This window comes from Acrocarpospora macrocephala (assembly GCF_009687865.1).
Classification (GTDB): Bacteria; Actinomycetota; Actinomycetes; order Streptosporangiales; family Streptosporangiaceae; genus Acrocarpospora; species Acrocarpospora macrocephala.
Genome location: NZ_BLAE01000050.1, coordinates 62261 through 78440, shown reverse-complemented (window position 1 = coordinate 78440; position 16180 = coordinate 62261). Strand labels below are relative to the sequence as shown.

11 protein-coding genes are annotated in these 16180 nt (G+C 69.8%); 4 read left to right on the top strand and 7 right to left on the bottom strand.

The window, feature by feature from the left end; genetic code table 11:
• Nucleotides 1-45 precede the first annotated feature (45 nt).
• From Amac_RS36805 to Amac_RS36795, 3 genes are all read right to left on the bottom strand, one after another.
• Nucleotides 46-360, bottom strand: coding sequence for a WhiB family transcriptional regulator (locus Amac_RS36805; protein ID WP_081898622.1), 315 nt, complete (start codon nt 358-360; stop codon nt 46-48).
• Between the two features lie 114 nt (nt 361-474).
• Complete coding sequence (locus Amac_RS36800) at nt 475-1380, bottom strand: sucrase ferredoxin (protein ID WP_155359030.1); 906 nt, start codon at nt 1378-1380, stop codon at nt 475-477.
• 99 nt (nt 1381-1479) lie between these two features.
• Complete coding sequence (locus Amac_RS36795; RefSeq protein ID WP_155359029.1) at nt 1480-2994, bottom strand: glycerol-3-phosphate dehydrogenase/oxidase; 1515 nt, start codon at nt 2992-2994, stop codon at nt 1480-1482.
• Nucleotides 2995-3076: 82 nt separating this feature from the next.
• Here Amac_RS36795 and Amac_RS36790 point away from each other — a divergent pair, with 82 nt between their 5' ends.
• Nucleotides 3077-4642 (top strand): FAD-binding oxidoreductase, encoded by a 1566-nt coding sequence (locus Amac_RS36790; RefSeq protein ID WP_155359028.1) that lies wholly within the window; start codon nt 3077-3079, stop codon nt 4640-4642.
• Nucleotides 4643-4661: 19 nt separating this feature from the next.
• Nucleotides 4662-6173, top strand: a complete 1512-nt coding sequence (locus Amac_RS36785; RefSeq protein ID WP_155359027.1) for a metallophosphoesterase family protein — start codon at nt 4662-4664, stop codon at nt 6171-6173.
• Between the two features lie 318 nt (nt 6174-6491).
• On the opposite strand, the gene Amac_RS36780 is transcribed toward Amac_RS36785, so the two are convergent.
• On the bottom strand, nt 6492-7472 hold the full coding sequence (locus Amac_RS36780; protein ID WP_155359026.1) for a leucine-rich repeat domain-containing protein: 981 nt from the start codon (nt 7470-7472) through the stop codon (nt 6492-6494).
• Between the two features lie 627 nt (nt 7473-8099).
• Here Amac_RS36780 and Amac_RS36775 point away from each other — a divergent pair.
• On the top strand, nt 8100-9647 hold the full coding sequence (locus tag Amac_RS36775; protein ID WP_373869916.1) for a bifunctional 3'-5' exonuclease/DNA polymerase: 1548 nt from the start codon (nt 8100-8102) through the stop codon (nt 9645-9647).
• A 272-nt stretch (nt 9648-9919) separates the two neighbouring features.
• Here Amac_RS36775 and Amac_RS36770 read toward each other — a convergent pair whose 3' ends face one another.
• Nucleotides 9920-10939 carry an NAD-dependent epimerase/dehydratase family protein gene (locus Amac_RS36770; protein ID WP_155359024.1) on the bottom strand — a complete coding sequence of 340 codons (1020 nt, stop codon included), beginning with the start codon at nt 10937-10939 and terminating at the stop codon, nt 9920-9922.
• Between the two features lie 119 nt (nt 10940-11058).
• Here Amac_RS36770 and Amac_RS36765 point away from each other — a divergent pair, with 119 nt between their 5' ends.
• Entirely contained in the window at nt 11059-11625 is a 567-nt protein-coding gene (locus Amac_RS36765; protein ID WP_155359023.1) for a TetR/AcrR family transcriptional regulator, read from the top strand.
• Between the two features lie 78 nt (nt 11626-11703).
• On the opposite strand, the gene Amac_RS36760 is transcribed toward Amac_RS36765, so the two are convergent.
• Together Amac_RS36760 and Amac_RS56675 are read right to left on the bottom strand one after the other, a co-directional pair.
• Nucleotides 11704-13161 (bottom strand): MFS transporter, encoded by a 1458-nt coding sequence (locus tag Amac_RS36760; RefSeq protein WP_155359022.1) that lies wholly within the window; start codon nt 13159-13161, stop codon nt 11704-11706.
• A 442-nt stretch (nt 13162-13603) separates the two neighbouring features.
• Nucleotides 13604-16012, bottom strand: coding sequence for a serine/threonine-protein kinase (locus Amac_RS56675; protein ID WP_246268957.1), 2409 nt, complete (start codon nt 16010-16012; stop codon nt 13604-13606).
• Nucleotides 16013-16180 lie beyond the last annotated feature (168 nt).

Below are 16180 nucleotides of genomic sequence, written 5' to 3'. Positions count from 1 at the left end.
GTCGGGGAGGGTGGGCGGACCCGTTGTGGAAAGACCCGGGGGTTCTTACGCGACGGCGCTGATGCCGGCGCTCGCGGCGCGCCGCATCCGACGACGGCGCTCGGAGGCGCGCTCGTCCTCGTTGAGGCCGCCCCACGTGCCGTACTTCTCCGGCCTGGACAGGGCGTAGTCGAGGCACTCGGCGCGGACCGGACAACCGGCGCAGATGGCCTTGGCCTTGCGCTCGCGGATGTCACGCTCCGGCTGACGCTCGCCGTCGGGGCCGAAGAACAGCACAAGGTCCTCTCCCCGGCACGCGGCATCATCCTGCCAACCCCAACTGGGGCGGGGGCGGGCGAGCTGCCGACGTACCTGAGACATGAGAAACCACCTTTGGTGAGAGGTATTTCAGAGTTTGTGCCGCATTGGACGCTTATGGCGTCCCTGCATCCAACGCAATAACTGCCCGTGGTGTTCCCGGCTCCTGGCGAAGCCTCAGGTCAAGGCCGGGGTGAGCAAGCTCAGCTCGGCCAACCTGTAGGTCGAGATCTCTTCGGCGCAGGCGAGACCACACGGTGCCGCGAACACCGCAGGTTCGACCACTACCCGAAATCGCGACGATCCAGCGGGTGCATTGCGAACAACAATGCACACCGTGGTGTCGCCATTCGACCGGGAGGATTCCACGGCCACTGCGCCGACCGAGAGCTCGCCCGTGTGGGACCGGACAAAATGCTCGGCGGCTTGCGATGGCTCAGGGATACCCGCGCGCCCCCGGAAGCGGTCGAGGACGACCTCGCCGTGCCGGTACGCGTTTGCCGCCGCGATCGCAGCAGCCTGAGACATGCTGCCGTAGTAAAGCCCGTGTGGCAAGCACACGAGGTTAGCGGCGTATCGATCGCCGCCAACATGTGTGGTTTCCCACACCTGGCCGGGTAGTTGCTCGTCGAGAAATCTCGCGAGCGGCAGTCCAATGCGGGCACAGCACGCGTTGCGCTTGGCGTGCGTGCAGACCAGAAATACCGGCTCACTGACAAGTATGCAGGACTCTGGAACCACTCCGTGCACGAGTGCGTCCAGGTCAAGATCGTCCGGGTCGTCAAAATGGCCCTCGGCCAGCCAGGGCTCGGCACCGGCCGCGGAGCCCGCGAAAACGTGCAGCGGGCCGCCGGAACCGTTGCGGCGGCCGGTCCTGCGAATGAGCTGGGGGCGCACGCCGAGCGCGGTCGCGCGGTCGATCAGGGCCCGGACCTTGTCCGGCAGGCGGCACTCGTCCAGATACGCCGCCCAGGGGCCGGAATGCTCGATGAGCAGCCAGAACCGGGCGCCCACCGTCGCGCTCGCGAGGATGGGCGCTTCACCGGTGTGCAGCGCGGCAGGATGCCCGCACCCATTGGCCATGCCCGGTTCGCCCCCCTGTGCGCGACGTTCAGAATTAGGTAATCCTAACCTTAGTGGGCCCTGTCAAACCTGCCGTATACCGGGATCCGGTCCGGGGTTTTAATCCTCGCTGGCGAAGACCGCCGCCGCAATGGGTAGCGCGGCGGCCCGGTCCTCGGGGATCAGGCCGATCCTGGTCCGGCGATCCAGCAAGTCATCGGGGTCGAGGGCGCCCTCGTGCCGGACCGCCCAGACCAGCTCGGCCCGCGTGGTCGCCAGGCCCTCGACCACCGGCCGGGCCAGCTCCGGCTCTCGCGCCATCAGGTCCTGTACGGCTGTCGCCTCCGACCCGTACCGCCGTACCAGCCGGAGCGGGGCCCCGTCGCCGCGCTGGGTCGCGCCGACCAGGGGCAGCCGGGCGGTCCTGCTGCGCGGCGCGGGCAGGCCGGTGGCGTCGACGGCGTCCTCGGCCATCCGGCGGTAGGTGGTGAGCTTGCCGCCGACCACGGTCACCACGCCGTCGGGGGAGTGCAGCACCGCGTGCCGCCGGGACAGGTCGGCCGTGCCGCCGCCGGCAGCGGCCAGGAGCGGGCGCAGGCCCGCGTACGCGCTCGCCACCTGGTCCCGGCGCAGCGGCTCGGCCAGGACCGACCCCAGGACCTCCAGGAGGAACTTCACGTCGCTCTCGGGGGCTTCCGGGACGTCGGGGACGGGCCCGTCCAGCGGCTCGTCGGTGAGGCCCACGTAGACGCGCCCGTCGAGTTGCGGGAGGACCAGGGCGAATCGGTTGCCCGCTCCAGGGATCGGGATGTGCAGGCCCGCTCTCAGCGTGCCCAGCGTGCCCGGGCGCAGGACCAGGTGGGTGCCCCGGGACGGCCGCAGCTCCACGCCGGGCACCAGGCCGCCGGCCCAGACGCCGGTGGCGTTGACGACCGCCTTGGCCCGGATGGTGAACTCCTGGCCGGTGAGCTCGTCGCGTACCTGCCCGTCGTCCCCGCTCAGCGCGAGCGCGCGGCAGCGGGTCAGGACGCGCGCGCCGTGCGCGGCGGCGGTCCTGGCGATCGCGAGCACCAGCCGCGCGTCGTCGGCCACCCGCCCGTCCCAGGACAGCAGCGCCCCGCGCAGGTTCTTGGGGTCGAGTGCGGGCACCAGATCCAGCGCCCGCCCCGCCGGGATCCGGGCCGGCCCTGGCAGCAGCCGCCGTGGCGTGCCCGCGGTCACGCGCAGCGCGTCGCCGAGCCGGTAGCCCGTCATCGCCAGCCGGGCCTGGACGCGGGACACGTCCCCGGTCAGCGGCAGCAGGTACGGATGCGCCTGCACCAGATGCGGGGCCGTGTGCCGGAGCAGGATGCCGCGCTCGGCCGCGCTCTCCCTGGCGATCCCGACCTGCCCCTTGGCCAGATAGCGCAGCCCGCCGTGAATCAGTTTCGAACTCCATCGGGAGGTGCCGAACGCCAGGTCGTACGCGTCGATGGCCGCCACGGAGAGCCCGCGCGAGGCCGCGTCCAGCGCCACGCCCGCCCCGGTCGCGCCGAGGCCGACCACGAGCACGTCCACCACCCGCTCCCGCACCTCCAGCAGTTCCCTGGCGCGGCGGGCGGCGTTGAGCGAGGAGTCCGGCGAGTTCATGGTCATCCCTCAATCGCGCGTATTACTCTTTGGTAACCTAATCGAAAGGCCGGACCCCGTGGAAACTCCCAGCTCCGCCATAGAACCCATGCTCTGGTCGGGATGGGGGGATCCGGCGAAGGCGCGGGAGCTGCCGCCTAAGGTCCGCAAGCTCCTCGGCGACCTGCTGGGCGTCACCGATCCCGAGAACCCGCCCGCCAGCTTCGGCGAGGTCGAACTGCCCATCTCGGCGCTCCCCGCGCCGGTCATGACCCGGCTGAGCACGCTGGTCGGCGACGAGCACGTGCGCTGCGACGAGGACGCCAGGATCCGGCACACCCGCGGCAAGTCCACCCCCGACCTGCTCCGGATGCGCGCCGGCGACGGCTTGGACGCGCCCGACGCGGTCGTGCTGCCCGGCTCGCACAGCGAGATCCTGGACCTGCTCAAGCTCTGCGCCGAGCACCGGGTGGCGGTGGTCCCGTTCGGCGGCGGCACCTCCGTGGTCGGCGGCCTGGTCGCCTCCCGGGCCAACTTCACCGGCGTGATCGCCCTCGACCTGGCCCGGCTCAACCGGGTGCTCTCCATGGACAAGGTGTCCATGATCGCCGAGTTCGAGCCCGGCCTGCGCGCCCCCCAGGCCGAGCAGATCCTGGCCAGGCACGAGCTCACCCTGGGCCACTTCCCGCAGTCCTACGAGTACGCCACCCTCGGCGGTTTCGCCGCCGCCCGCTCCTCCGGCCAGGCCTCCGCCGGGTACGGCCGCTTCGACGACATGGTGGTCGGCCTCACCGTGGCCACCCCGCGCGGCACCCTCGAACTCGGCCGGGCCCCCAAGTCGGCGGCGGGCCCCGACCTGCGCCAGGTCATCCTCGGCTCCGAGGGCGCGTTCGGCGTGATCACCGCCCTCCAGCTGCGGGTCAGGACCGCGCCGCGGGCCAAGGTGTACGAAGGCTGGCGGTTCGACTCGTTCACGGCCGGACAGGTGGCGATGCGGCGTATCGCCCAGGAAGGGCCGCTGCCCACGGTGTTCCGGCTCGCCGACGAGACGGAGAGCATGATCGGGCTCTCCCGTCCGGCCGAACTCGGCACCCTGGCCGAGGCGGGTTGCGCGATGATCACCGGATTCGAGGGCTCGGAGGATGACGTGGCCCACCGGCGTGAGGCCGTCGCCGCGATCCTGTCCGAACTTGGCGGGACATATCGGGGTACCGAACCCGGCGACCGCTGGAACGAGGGCCGCTACGCCGCGCCATACCTGCGCGATTCCCTGCTGGCCGCTGGCGCCACCGTGGAGACTTTGGAGACAGCAGGCTTCTGGGCGGACTTACCACGCCTCTACGACGCCGTACGGCTCGCGCTACGCGCCACGCTCGACGACCCCCTGGTGATGTGCCACGTCTCCCACGTGTACGCCACCGGCGCGTCCCTCTACTTCACCGTGGTCGCCGCCCAAGACGAAGATCCCCTCGCCCAGTGGGACCGTGCCAAGAAAGCCGTCAACAAGGCCATCGTCCTCACCGGCGGCACCATCTCCCACCACCACGGCGTCGGCCGCGACCACCGGGCCGCCTACGCCAGCGAGATCGGCGACCTCGGCGTGGAGATCGTCCGCGCGATCAAGGGGCGACTCGATCCTTACGGGATTCTCAACCCGGGTGTCCTGATCCCCTAGGAAGGGCCAAGATTGATTCATGGTCACGGTCGACGTCGCGGCGGCGCGGGGGAAACAGGGTTCGTCCCGGGTGTCCGAGGAGGGCGCGGGCTGGGACGGCCAGCAGATCGGCACCTTCGAGGCGCTGCGCCCCAGCAAGGACACCTTCACCTGGCTCAACCCGCGCACGCTGTGGCGCTCCAGGAACGAGATCCTGGCCGGGCTCTTCGGCGACCCCTCCACTGAGGTACGGCGCCGCTGGGTGGCCTCCCAGCGGGAGAACGGCGCCGACCCCGACTTCCGGATCACGCGCGAGGTCGGCCAGGACTTCTCCTTCCTGGTCATCGGCGACACCGGCGAAGGCGACGCCTCGCAGTACGCGGTCGTGCCCGGCCTGCTGAAACTCGGCGCGGACACCTCGTTCGCGGTCATCGCCAGCGACGTCATCTACCCGACCGGCGCGGCCAGCGACTACGGCGACAAGTTCTTCCGCCCATTCAAGGATTACGACGCCCCCATCTACGCCATCCCCGGCAATCACGACTGGTATGACGGGCTTGGCGGGTTCATGCGGGTGTTCTGCGGGTCCAAGCCGCTGCAGGTGCAGGGGGAGGGCTTCCGGCTGTCTCCGGCCGGGCTGCGCGGCCTGCTCTGGAAGAAGCCTGAGGCGATCGACGAACCCGCCCTGGCGGAAGCCTGGAAGCTGCGCGGGCGGCCGTCCCAGCAGGCGGTGCAGCCGGCGCCGTACTGGGTGCTCGACCTCGGCCGCCTCCTGGTCGTCGGCATCGACACCGGGATCCGCGGCACCCTCGACCGCGAGCAGGGCGAATGGCTGCGCCACGTCTCCGCCGACCCGCGCCCCAAGATCCTCATCACCGGCAAGCCCATCTACGTCCGCGACGACTACAAGCCCTGCCCCATCGAGGGCGGCGGCACCGTGGACGAGATCGTCACCGCTCCGCAGCACAACTACCTGGCCGCCATCGGCGGTGATGTGCACAATTACCAGCGTTTCCCGGTCAAGGTCGGCGACCGCGTCATCCAATACCTGGTCGCGGGCGGCGGCGGCGCGTTCATGCACGCCACCCACACCATCCCCCGGGTCACCCGCGTCCCCGAGGACGCCTTCAAGTGCTACCCCCTGCGCGGCGACTCGCTCTCCTTCTACAGCCTGCTCTACAGCCGCCGCTTACGGATGAAATGGCTCTACCTCACCCCCGACCAGGGCCTGGCTCTGATGTCCCAACGCGTCGGCAACACCCCGCCCCGCGACATGACCGAGCCCGTCCCCATCACCAGCCGCATGAAGTGGGCCGCCCGCATCCTCGGCGCCTGGCCCTTCCCCCTCAGCCTCCCCGTCGGCCGCTTCTTCCACCGCTGGATCTCCGAACTCTCCGACTGGGACACCCCACCCTTCTTCAAAAGCTTCCTCCACCTCTCCGTCGCGAACGACGAACTCCGCATCCGCTGCTTCGCCGCCACCGGCTGCCTAGCCCAGGAACTCAACCCCCCCTTGGAAGACGAGATCAAGATCCCCCTCCCGGTCACCTGAGGAGGATTGCTATCCGGCGTGCGTGTTGCCGCGCATGTCGAGCTCAGTGCGGCCCGCGATCGCCTGTCGGGGGCGACGAACTCCGCATCGCTGCTTCGCCCAGGAACTCAACCCACCTTTGGAAGACGAGGTCAAGATCCCCTCCCAGGAGGAGCCCGCTGACCGGAAATGACGACCCCCGGGCGCGACAGAGACCCGGCGTTGGCGGCAACCCGGCCCAGATTTCACGCCTGTGTGGCGTCACCGGACGGGAGGGAATTCGTGATCTGGACAGCCGCGCGGTCAGTTGGCGGCTATGCGGCCTTTGATGGGACGGGATTAGTATCCGGCGATCGCGTTGCCGCCCACGTCGAGGCCGGTGTGGCCCGCGATCGACTCGGGCAGTTCGGTCAGCTCGTTCAGGCTCAGGTCGAGGCGGGTGAGGGCGGTGAGGCTTCCGATCGAGTCCGGCAACCGGCGCAGCTTGTTGCGATAGGCACTGAGCTTCCTGAGGGAGGTCAGGTTTCCGATGGTGTCCGGTAGTCCGGTCAGGTGGTTGTTCGCCACGTCGAGTTCGGTGAGGGCGGTCAGCTTTCCGATCGAGTCGGGGAGCTCTTGGAGGTCGCAGGACCACAGGTCGAGTTTGGTGAGCGCGGTCAGCTCGCCGATCGAGTCGGGCAGCGCGGTCAGCTTGTTGCGTGCCGCGTCCAGAACGGTGAGAGAGCGCAGGTTCCCGATCGCGTCCGGCAGGCTGGTCAGCCTGTTGTGGATCAGCCGGAGTTCGGTCAGGGCGGTGAGCTCGCCCACCCAGCTGGGCAGGGCGGTGAGCCGGTTGTGGGAAAGCTCAAGGAATCTCAGCCGGGTGAGGTTGGCCATGGAGTCCGGCAGTCCGGTCAGGCGGCTGTTCCACAGGTTGAGCCGGGTGAGGGCGGTGAGGTTCCCGATGGCCTCCGGAAGCTCGGTGAGCGTGTTGCCGTAAAGATCGAGTTCGGCGAGCGCGGTGAGGTTTCCAATCGGGTCCGGTAGTCCGGTCAGCCGGTTGTCCCGTAGGTCGAGCCGGGTGAGGGCGGTGAGGTTTCCGATGGTCTGCGGCAGTTCGGTGAGCGCGTTGCCGCGGAGGTCGAGCTCGGTCAGGGCGGTGAGCTCGCCGATCCAGTCCGGGAGCGTGGCGAGCTGGTTGGAGGACAGGTCCAGATGGGTCAGCGTGGTGAGATCGCGCACGGATTCGCGTAGTTTGCGAAACCGGAGTCCGGACAGATCCAGCGCGGTGCCGCTACTGGCTCGTACGGTCGCTATCGCCTGGTCGATCGCCCCAGCCATAACCTTCCCTGTCCTCGATTCTCTTGCCACAGGCGTTCTGTTTCTTCCCGCAGGTCTCCTACCCCACGAGCGTCCTGTTTCTACCCACAGGTCTCGTACCGCGCAGGCTCGCTGTTCCTACTCGCAGCCGCCCTGCGGTAACCAAGATCCTTTCCGCCGTCCGCTGGGTGGGCTGATGGTCATCAGTGGATTGTCGGTGCCACCTGGCACTCTGGAGTCATGCACGTGGTGGTGGCGGGAGACCCGGAGGGCCCAGGGGGGACCATCCGGCCCGAGGGCGGCGCCGCCACACGTGTCCCGGATCTGGCCGAGACGATCCGCGCGTGGTCCGCAGGGGATGCCGAGACGATCCGCGCGTGGTCCAGAGGAGATCGCAACCCGGGTGATTCCGTGGAGCCGGTTCCGGGGTTGGGCGTTCTCCGCGAGGGGGTTGCGGGGTTGGGCGCTTCCCGGGAGGGGGTTGCGGGGTTGGGCGCTTCCCGGGAGGGGGTTGCGGGGTTGGGCGCTTCCCGGGAGGGGGTTGCGGGATTGGGCGCTTCCTGGGAGGGGGTTGCGGGGCTGGGTGTTCCCCGGGAGAGGGCTGCGCGGGAACTCGGACTTGGTGGTGGGGGGACTTCCCAGGGCGGCGTGGAGTTGGGTGGGGACGCTGGAGGAGTCGGGCAGCGGGGGGCCGGTGGGGTTCGGTGGGTTTGGGGGGATGCGCGGAGGGTTTATCCGGGGATTCTGGCCCGAGGGGTGCGGGTTGGGCGGTGTCATGATGTCGCGCTGACCGAGGCGTTGTTGCTGGGGGCTGAGGGGCGGTTCGGGGAGCCTCGGTCGGCTGAGGCGGCTTATGCGCGGTTGCATGGGCTGCCGGTGCCGGAGGATCGGGAGGCGGTGGCCGAGGGAGGTCAGGGGATCCTGTTCGAGGCTGAGCCTCGGGAGACCGGGTTCGGGGTGGACGAGGCCGAGCTGGTGGCGGAGGTCTATCGCGATCAGCTTGAACGGATCGGGCGGCTGGCGGAGCCGGGGCGGTTCCGGTTGCTGGTAGCCGCGGAGTCGGCGGGGGCGTTGATCGCGGCGGAGATGGGGTTCTTCGGGATGCCGTGGCGCGAGTCCGTGCACGACGCGTTGCTGACCGAGCTGCTGGGGGCCCGGCCGGCGCACGGGATGCGGCCGTCGAAGTTGCAGGCGCTGGCCGATGAGGTGGCGGCGGCGTTCGGGCAGCCGGTCAATCCGGATTCGCCACAGCAGATCGTGAAGGCGTTCAAGGCGGCGGGGGTGACGGTGGCGTCCACGCGGTCCTGGGTGCTCAAGCAGGTTGATCATCCGGGCGTGAAGCCACTCTTGGCGTACAAGGAGCTGGCTCGGCTCTACAGCTTTCACGGGTGGGTTTGGGCTGATCAGTGGGTGAAGGGGGATCGGTTCCGGGCCGAATATGTGGTCGGCGGTGTGGTCAGCGGGCGGTGGGCGACCAGCGGCGGAGGGGCGTTGCAGATTCCGAAACTGATGCGCCGGGCCGTCGTCGCCGACGAGGGCTGGACCCTCGTGGTGGCCGACGCCGCGCAGCTGGAGCCCAGAGTGCTCGCCGCCATGGCCGGGGACGGCGGGCTGGCCAGGGCGGCCGGAGAGATCGACCTCTACGCCGCGCTGGCCAAGGCCTTCGGCGGCCAGCGCGACGCCGCCAAGATCGCCATGCTCTCCGCCATGTACGGCGGGACCAGCGGCGACGCCCCCAAACTGCTGGCGGTGATGCGGCAACGTTTCCCCCAGGCGTACGCCTTCGTCGAGGACGCCGCCCGCGCCGGTGAGGAGGGCCGCCTGGTGCGATCCTGGCTCGGCCGCACCTCGCCGCCCCCGTCCGCGCGCTGGCGCGAGCTCGTCTCCGGCCCCGAAGGCACCCGCGCGGCCCGCGACCGCGGCAGGTTCACCCGCAACTTCGTCGTCCAGGCCACCGCCGCCGAATGGGCCGCCACCCTGATGGCCATCCTCCGCAACCACCTCCCCGACCCCGCCAGAATCGTCTTCTTCCAACACGACGAGGTCATGGTCCACTGCCCCCTCCCCCAAACCACCACCGTCCAGGCCGCCATCACCTCCGCCGCCGACGAAGCCACCCGCCTCCTCTTCGGCGAAACCCCCGTCCGCTTCCCCATGGAAGCCATCGCCGTCTCCTGCTACGCAGACGCCAAATAGCCACACGGACGTCCCGACAGGGCTGGGCGGACGCTGAATGGTGCCACGTTGCTCGATGGAAGCGAGAGCTGCGGCCAGTGGTGGAGGTGATCACGGAAGTCGCGTTGCTGAGAGATCGCTGGAGCAAGTTGGCGTGATTTCAAAGACGCGCCCCAGCCCTGTTTGGACTGGGGCGCGCCAGCGGGTCACTCGCAGATCATGTTCACGCTGGCTGTGAAGGAGTTCTCGCCGATCGCGGGCGGCCATACCACAGCCGGCTTCTAGGACAGGGCCTAAACCGCGCCGTGTGCGATGAGGCTTTGGGCGCAGTTGAGGACGGTTTGTTTCGCGGGGCGTGGGTGCCAGCCGAGCATACGGCTGGCTTTGTCGGTGCTGTGGCGGTTGCGGCGGCCCAGCGAGGGGGTGATTTCGCGGAGCGATGGGTCGCGGAATCTGGCCGTGAGCCGGACCGCGAAGTCGGGGATCTGCCGGGTGGAGACCTTGTGGCCGTGCGGGCCCAGGCCGTCGCGCAGGAAGTGGGCCATCTCCCGCATCCAGGTGAACTCTCCGGTGGCCAGGAAGCGCTCGCCCGCCGCGGCCGGCGCGGTCATGGCCCGGAGGTGAATGTCGGCGATGTCGCGGACATCCACGATTTCGAGCCCGATCCTGGGGACGCCGGGCATGCTGCCGGAGATCATGCGGCCGATGATGCCGACGGAACCGATGGTGCCCGTGCTGAGGATGGGACCGAACACGGCGCCGGGGAGCACGGTGGTCAGCTCGGTCGGTCCTTCGTGGCCGCTCATGAAGTCCCAGGCCGCACGCTCGGCGAGGGTCTTCGAACGTCGGTAGGGGATCAGTGTGGGGTCGTCGGGATCAGTCCACAGCGTCTCGTCCGTCGTGCCTTCGGTGGCGTACGACGAGGGGCTGGCGGTGTTCGCGGCCGAGGTCATCACGACGCGTTTCACTCCGGCCGCGGTCGCGGCGCGCAGGACGCGCAACGTGCCGTCGCGGGCGGCGGCGATCATGGCGGCCGGATCCCCGGCGGTGATTCCGAGGGGGGACGCGACGTGCAGGACACGGTCGACGCCCTTGACCGCGGCGTCCCAGCCGTCATCCGCGAGGAGGTCGGCGACGGCGAAGGTCAGCCGGCCGGCCGGGTCGGCGACGGTCGACACGGCCTGGGTGAGGCTCTCCTCCTTGCCCGGGCCGCGCACCGTCGTGCGTACGTCGTATCCGCGGTTCAGGAGTTCGGCGATGCACCAGCCGGCGACGTAGCCGCTGCCTCCCGTTACCAGCACCAATTCGGCCATGAATCGTCCTCCGCGGTGGGCGCGCTGTGCCAGAATGAACCGGAGACCCCTCCGATTACGGATTCACGGTAACGGAGGCCCCTCCGATTCGCAAGACGTACGGGACGGATGGCTGACACGTGAACTCGAAGCCGACCAGGAAGGACGCACTCGGCAACCGGGAGCGGATCTTGACCGTCGCCCGTGATGCGCTGGCGGCCTCGACCAGTGCGTCCCTCACGGCGATCGCCAAGCAGGCCGGAGTCGGCATCGGAACCCTTTACCGCCATTTCCCGACCCGGGAATCCCTCATCCTCGAGCTCTACCGCCACGACATTCAGCAGCTCATCGACCTGGCTCCCGCGCTGCTGGAGTCACATCCTCCGTTGGCGGCACTCCGCCGCTGGTTCGAGGAGGTCGCCCGCTACGGCCGCCTCAAGTACGGCGTCGCCGAGGTCATCCACGCGGCGACCAACGGCGGCCTCGACGACGAGTACTACCAGCCCTTCGTCGACGCCATCGCCGTCCTGCTCAACGCCGGAAGCGCCGCCGGCTCACTCAAACCCGACCTCGTCCCGGAAGACGTCCTGCTCCAGCTCAGCGTGCTGTGGCGGATCGATCCGGCCCGCGACGGCGAGGCAAGAGCCGCACGAATCCTCACCCTCGTCATCGACGGCCTCCTGGCGAAGCCAACGACATCCACCTAGGAGGATGCGAGTGCTTGTCCGCGAGTTCGGTCTCCTGTGCGTGGACGGTGAATAGGGCTGGACGGGCGCCAGATGGCGCTAGGCGGGGTTTGCGGGGGTTCGGTGGCCGCGGATCAAGGTTAGGGCGGTGAAGGCGACCATGACCGCTACAGCGGTGTTGAGGGTCGCGAAGGAAGTGGTGCTGACGACGGCGCCGGCGAGGAGGGCGCCGGTCGCACCGCAGACGTTCATGGTGAGATCGGAGAGACCCTGGACGGCCGGGCGGCGGTCGAGCGGAACCGATTCGGTCAGAAGGGCCGAACCAGCGACCAGGCCGCAGGACCAGCCAAGGCCGAGGACGAACAATCCGGCGGAGATCTGCGGGACTCCGTAGCCCGCCGTTCCCGCGAGCGCGGCCGAGATCAGGAGCAGGACCATGCCGGAGATCAGGACGGGGGAGCGGCCAAGACGGTCGGCCAGCCAGCCGACAACCGGTGAGAGCACGTACATTCCGGCGATGTGCAGGCTGATCACGATGCCGATCACGGAGATCCCCGCGTGGCCGTGATCGAGGTGAACCGGCGTCATCGACATGATCGAGACCATCGCGGTGTGACTGACCGCAATCGCCACCAGCGCCCGCCGAGCCGCCGGAATCCCCCGGATCGTCCCCCATGCATCGCGCAACGTATCCACCAGCGACGCCTTCACCTCAACATCGGCCTTCCCTTGGGGAGCAGTTCCGGAGACGGCTCCCACCTGGGGAACGGTTTCGGAAACGGCCTTCGCCGGGGGAGCGGATCTAGTGGCGGCTCGCCCAGGGGGAGCGGCTTCGGGAAAGGCTCCGCTTTGAGGGCTGCTCCCTTCGAGGGCGGGTTCAGCGTCGGGCGGAGCGGAGAAGCGGTGGACGGACCGGGCCAGGAGGAGCGGGTCGGGGCGGAGGCCGAGATTGATGATGAGGGTCGCGACGGCGAAGGTGATGCCGGCCAGCGCGAAAGGTCCGGCCGCCCGGGGAAAAGCGAGTGCTTCGGCCAGATTGGCGGCGGGCTCGGCGAGATTGGGTCCGGTCACCGTGCCGAACGTCGCCGACCAGACGACGAGCGAAAGATGCCGAGCCGCGTGCCCCTCCGGCGCCAGATCCGTGGCCGAATAGCGGGCGGAGAGATTCCCGGCACTCGCCCCGCCGACCAGAATCAGCGCCGCCAGCAGTAAAGGCCACGAACTGAGGACGACCGCCACGACCGCGATGAGACACCCGGCGACCGCCGACCCGTACGCGAGAGTGAGCCCCGCTCGACGCCCGCTACGCCCGGTGGTCCTGGCGGTGGGCAAAGCCAGCAAGGCGGCACCAAGAACCGTGGCCGTCCCGGCCAGGCCACTGATCGCGGTCGATCCGGACAGCTTGGCGACGAACAACGAACTGAGCGCGACACTCACCGCCACCCCCACCCCACTGCTGATCTGCGCCAGCGCGAGCACACCAAGAGTCCGACGCTGCGCCGCCCGCAGGTCAATCGCCGCAGAACGTATGCCGGGAATGTGGGGGGCCGATGTCATGCGCGAAGTTTGCCATGACTCATGTCGCCAACCAATCGAGTTCTGCCAACGGCAGACGACCCCACACAACGACCGAGCCACCAGGCCGCCCGCCGCTATCCGGCGCCGACCACGTCCGGGCCACGTCTCGCCGCACCGGCGCTGTGAAGGTCCGGTGACCGGCTGAGGGTAGACGGCGGATGAGCCCGCTCAACGAGTGAGACGCCGGGCCGCTCGCCGTTATCCGGCGCCGATCATCTCCGTACCACGTCTCGCCGCGCCAGCGCCACGAAGCCCTGGTGACAGGCCCAGGGAAGGAGGCCGTGAGGGTCGTGGTGCGGGCCGAGGGTTGGGAGGCGTGTCCCGTGAGGGGTTGTGGGGTTGGAAAACGATGGAGGCCGGAGAGGACAGGCTGGAGGGTGGTGAGGGGCCTGACGGAGATTCTGGGGGAGGGCTCGGGAGGTCAGGCGGGGGAGAAGGTGGTCCAGAGGACCTGGCGGATGGTGGCGGCGGTTTCGGACCATTCGTAGTCGGGGGCGGTGAAGGTGAGGGAGTAGGACTGGTCGTCGGCTTGGATGTAGCGGGTGATGGTGCGGATGGTGACGTTGGTGGCGTCGCGGTAGGTGTACTCCCATTCGGCGGCGGGCCAGCGGTAGTTGACCGGGCCGAGGGTGACCTGGGTGTACTCGTCGAAGCCGGCGGCCTTCTTGGCGACCTGCTGGAGGGCGTTGAGGCTGCCGTCGGGGATCTTCACGATCAGGCCGCTCTGGGCGCTGTCGGGCGGGCCGACGAGGCGTACGCCGTCGTCTTCGGCGGTGATCTTCCAGGTGAGGGGGACGGCCACGGTCACGCCGCCGAGGGTCTGGCGCTTGAAACCCTTCGGGATCGGCGCCTCGGCGCCGCCGGATTCCGCAGCGGAGGAGCCGGGGGCGGTCAGCGCGGGATTGTTGACGGTGGCCCTGGTGTCCGGCGTGTCGTCTCCGCCGGGGAGCATGATCAGGAGCACCAGCACGATGAGCGCGATCACGGCGACCGCGGCCACCACGACCATCGCGCCGCCGCGGCCGGGGGCGTCGTCGTCGTTGTCCTTGCTGCGGCGGCGGCTGCCGCCGGTGCGGGTGGCGTGCTCGCCGGTCGTGGACGCCGCGGAGCGGGAGCGCCCGCTTCCGGTGGAGAACGGGTCGTCGGGGTCGAGCGCCAGGTCGCGGGCCAGGTCGCGGGCCAGCTGCCCGGGCAGGTCGGCGGGTCCTGGGGTCGGCCAGCGGCCGCCGCCGGTGGGTCGCTCGGGCGCGTGCGTCGACCCGGACGGGCTGGTCAGCGCGTCCAGCGGATCGAACATCGGGTCCCGGGGCGCGGTCGACTGCGGTCCGCCCCCCGAAGCGTTGAAGAACGCCGCGCCCGGGCCGCTGTCGTGCACCGGCGCACCGAACTGCCCACCCATCGCGCGTTGCGGAGCGGGACGGTTCGCCGCCTCGTTGGGCGCATTGGTACCGGACGTGAGGAAACCGGAACCGGTGGCTCCAGAACCAGACGCGCCAGGGCCAGTGCCCTCGGGACCGTACGCGCCAGGACCGGAGGCTCCAGGATTGGAGGTGCCGGGACCAAATGCGCTAGGACCAGAACCGCCAGGACCGGAGGTACCCGGACCGTAAGCGCCGGGGCCGGACGTTCCAGGGCCGAAGGTGCCGGGACCAAATGGGCTAGGACCGGACGTTCCAGGACCGGAGGTGTCCATGCCGGGCCTGCCCGGGCTGTGCGCGGGGAAGCCGGAAGCGGGAGTGCCCGGGCCGGGCCCGCCGGGTGTGCCAGGGGCGTTGAACATCCCGGACGTGCTGGCCAGGGCGTCGTAGCCGCCCGGAGGCTGGAGCTGGGGGTCGGAGGCGGATGGCTGGAAGGACGCCATCGCATAGCCGCCGGACGGATTGGTGTAGGGAACCCGTACCGGACCCGAGGGGGTTTCGATGATGCGCGACGGGAGCGGGCCCGACGGGGAGTCCAAGGGCGGGAGCATCTGCATGGGGGTCGCCTCGACCGGCGCGGGGGACGGCATGCCGGAATGCCCACGCAGGCCGTTGCCGACCGCGAGCAGCACCCGTTCGAGCATGTCGGCCACCTGAGCGGCGCCGATCCGGTCGGCGGGGTTCTTGCGCAGCAGGCCCTCGATGACGGGCAGCAGCACCCCGGCGCGCTGCGGCCGGTTCGGCTCCTGGGTGAGCACCGCGCCGAGCACGGCCACCGCGTCCGGCCCTTCGTACGGCGGCCGCCCCTCCACCGCCGCGTACAGCGTGGCCCCGAACGACCACAGATCGGCCGCGTGCGTGATCGTGCGCCCCTGCAGCCGCTCCGGCGGAATGTACGCCGGCGACCCCATCAGCAACCCGGTCTGGGTGATCGTGACATCGCCCTCGATGGCGGCGATGCCGAAGTCGGTCAGCACCACCCGGTCCGTGGTCAGCAGCACGTTGCCGGGCTTGACGTCCCGATGCAGGATCCCGGCGGCGTGCGCGTGCCTGAGCGCGTCCAGCACCCGGATGCCGATCTCGGCCACCTGGCTCACCGGCAACGGCCCGCTCTGCCGTACGGCCTGCTCAAGGGACCACGCCCGGACCAGCTCCATGACGATCCAGGGCCGCCCGTCCTCCTCGACGACGTCGTGGACGGTGACGATGCCCGGGTGGCTCAGCCGGGCCGCGGAGCGCGCCTCGCGCAGCATCCGGCGGTGGGCGACCTGGCGTCCGGCGGCGTCAAGACCGTACGGCAGGATGAGCTCCTTGACCGCCACGTCCCGGTCCAGCAGGACGTCATGCGCGTGCCACACCATGCCCATGCCGCCACGGCCGACGGGCGAAAGCAGGCGGTATCGCCTGCCCACCAGTCGCCCCTGCCCTTCCGGCGCCCCTCCAGGAGTGGCTCCGGCACCGCCTTGACCCTCCGGCATAGGGGGGACCATACCGAGGAGGCGGTCGGTTGTCATAGGCAGTATCCCCAATTCTCCTCGTTTGGTTCGCGCGAGAACTCCGTGCGAAATGAGAGGTTGGGG

Coding starts and splice junctions, on each gene's coding strand:
- Amac_RS36805 (WP_081898622.1), bottom strand. CDS start 360: ATGTCTCAGGTACGTCGGCAGCTCGCCCGCCCCCGCCCCAGTTGGGGT.
- Amac_RS36800 (WP_155359030.1), bottom strand. CDS start 1,380: ATGGCCAATGGGTGCGGGCATCCTGCCGCGCTGCACACCGGTGAAGCG.
- Amac_RS36795 (WP_155359029.1), bottom strand. CDS start 2,994: ATGACCATGAACTCGCCGGACTCCTCGCTCAACGCCGCCCGCCGCGCC.
- Amac_RS36790 (WP_155359028.1), top strand. CDS start 3,077: ATGCTCTGGTCGGGATGGGGGGATCCGGCGAAGGCGCGGGAGCTGCCG.
- Amac_RS36785 (WP_155359027.1), top strand. CDS start 4,662: ATGGTCACGGTCGACGTCGCGGCGGCGCGGGGGAAACAGGGTTCGTCC.
- Amac_RS36780 (WP_155359026.1), bottom strand. CDS start 7,472: ATGGCTGGGGCGATCGACCAGGCGATAGCGACCGTACGAGCCAGTAGC.
- Amac_RS36770 (WP_155359024.1), bottom strand. CDS start 10,939: ATGGCCGAATTGGTGCTGGTAACGGGAGGCAGCGGCTACGTCGCCGGC.
- Amac_RS36760 (WP_155359022.1), bottom strand. CDS start 13,161: ATGACATCGGCCCCCCACATTCCCGGCATACGTTCTGCGGCGATTGAC.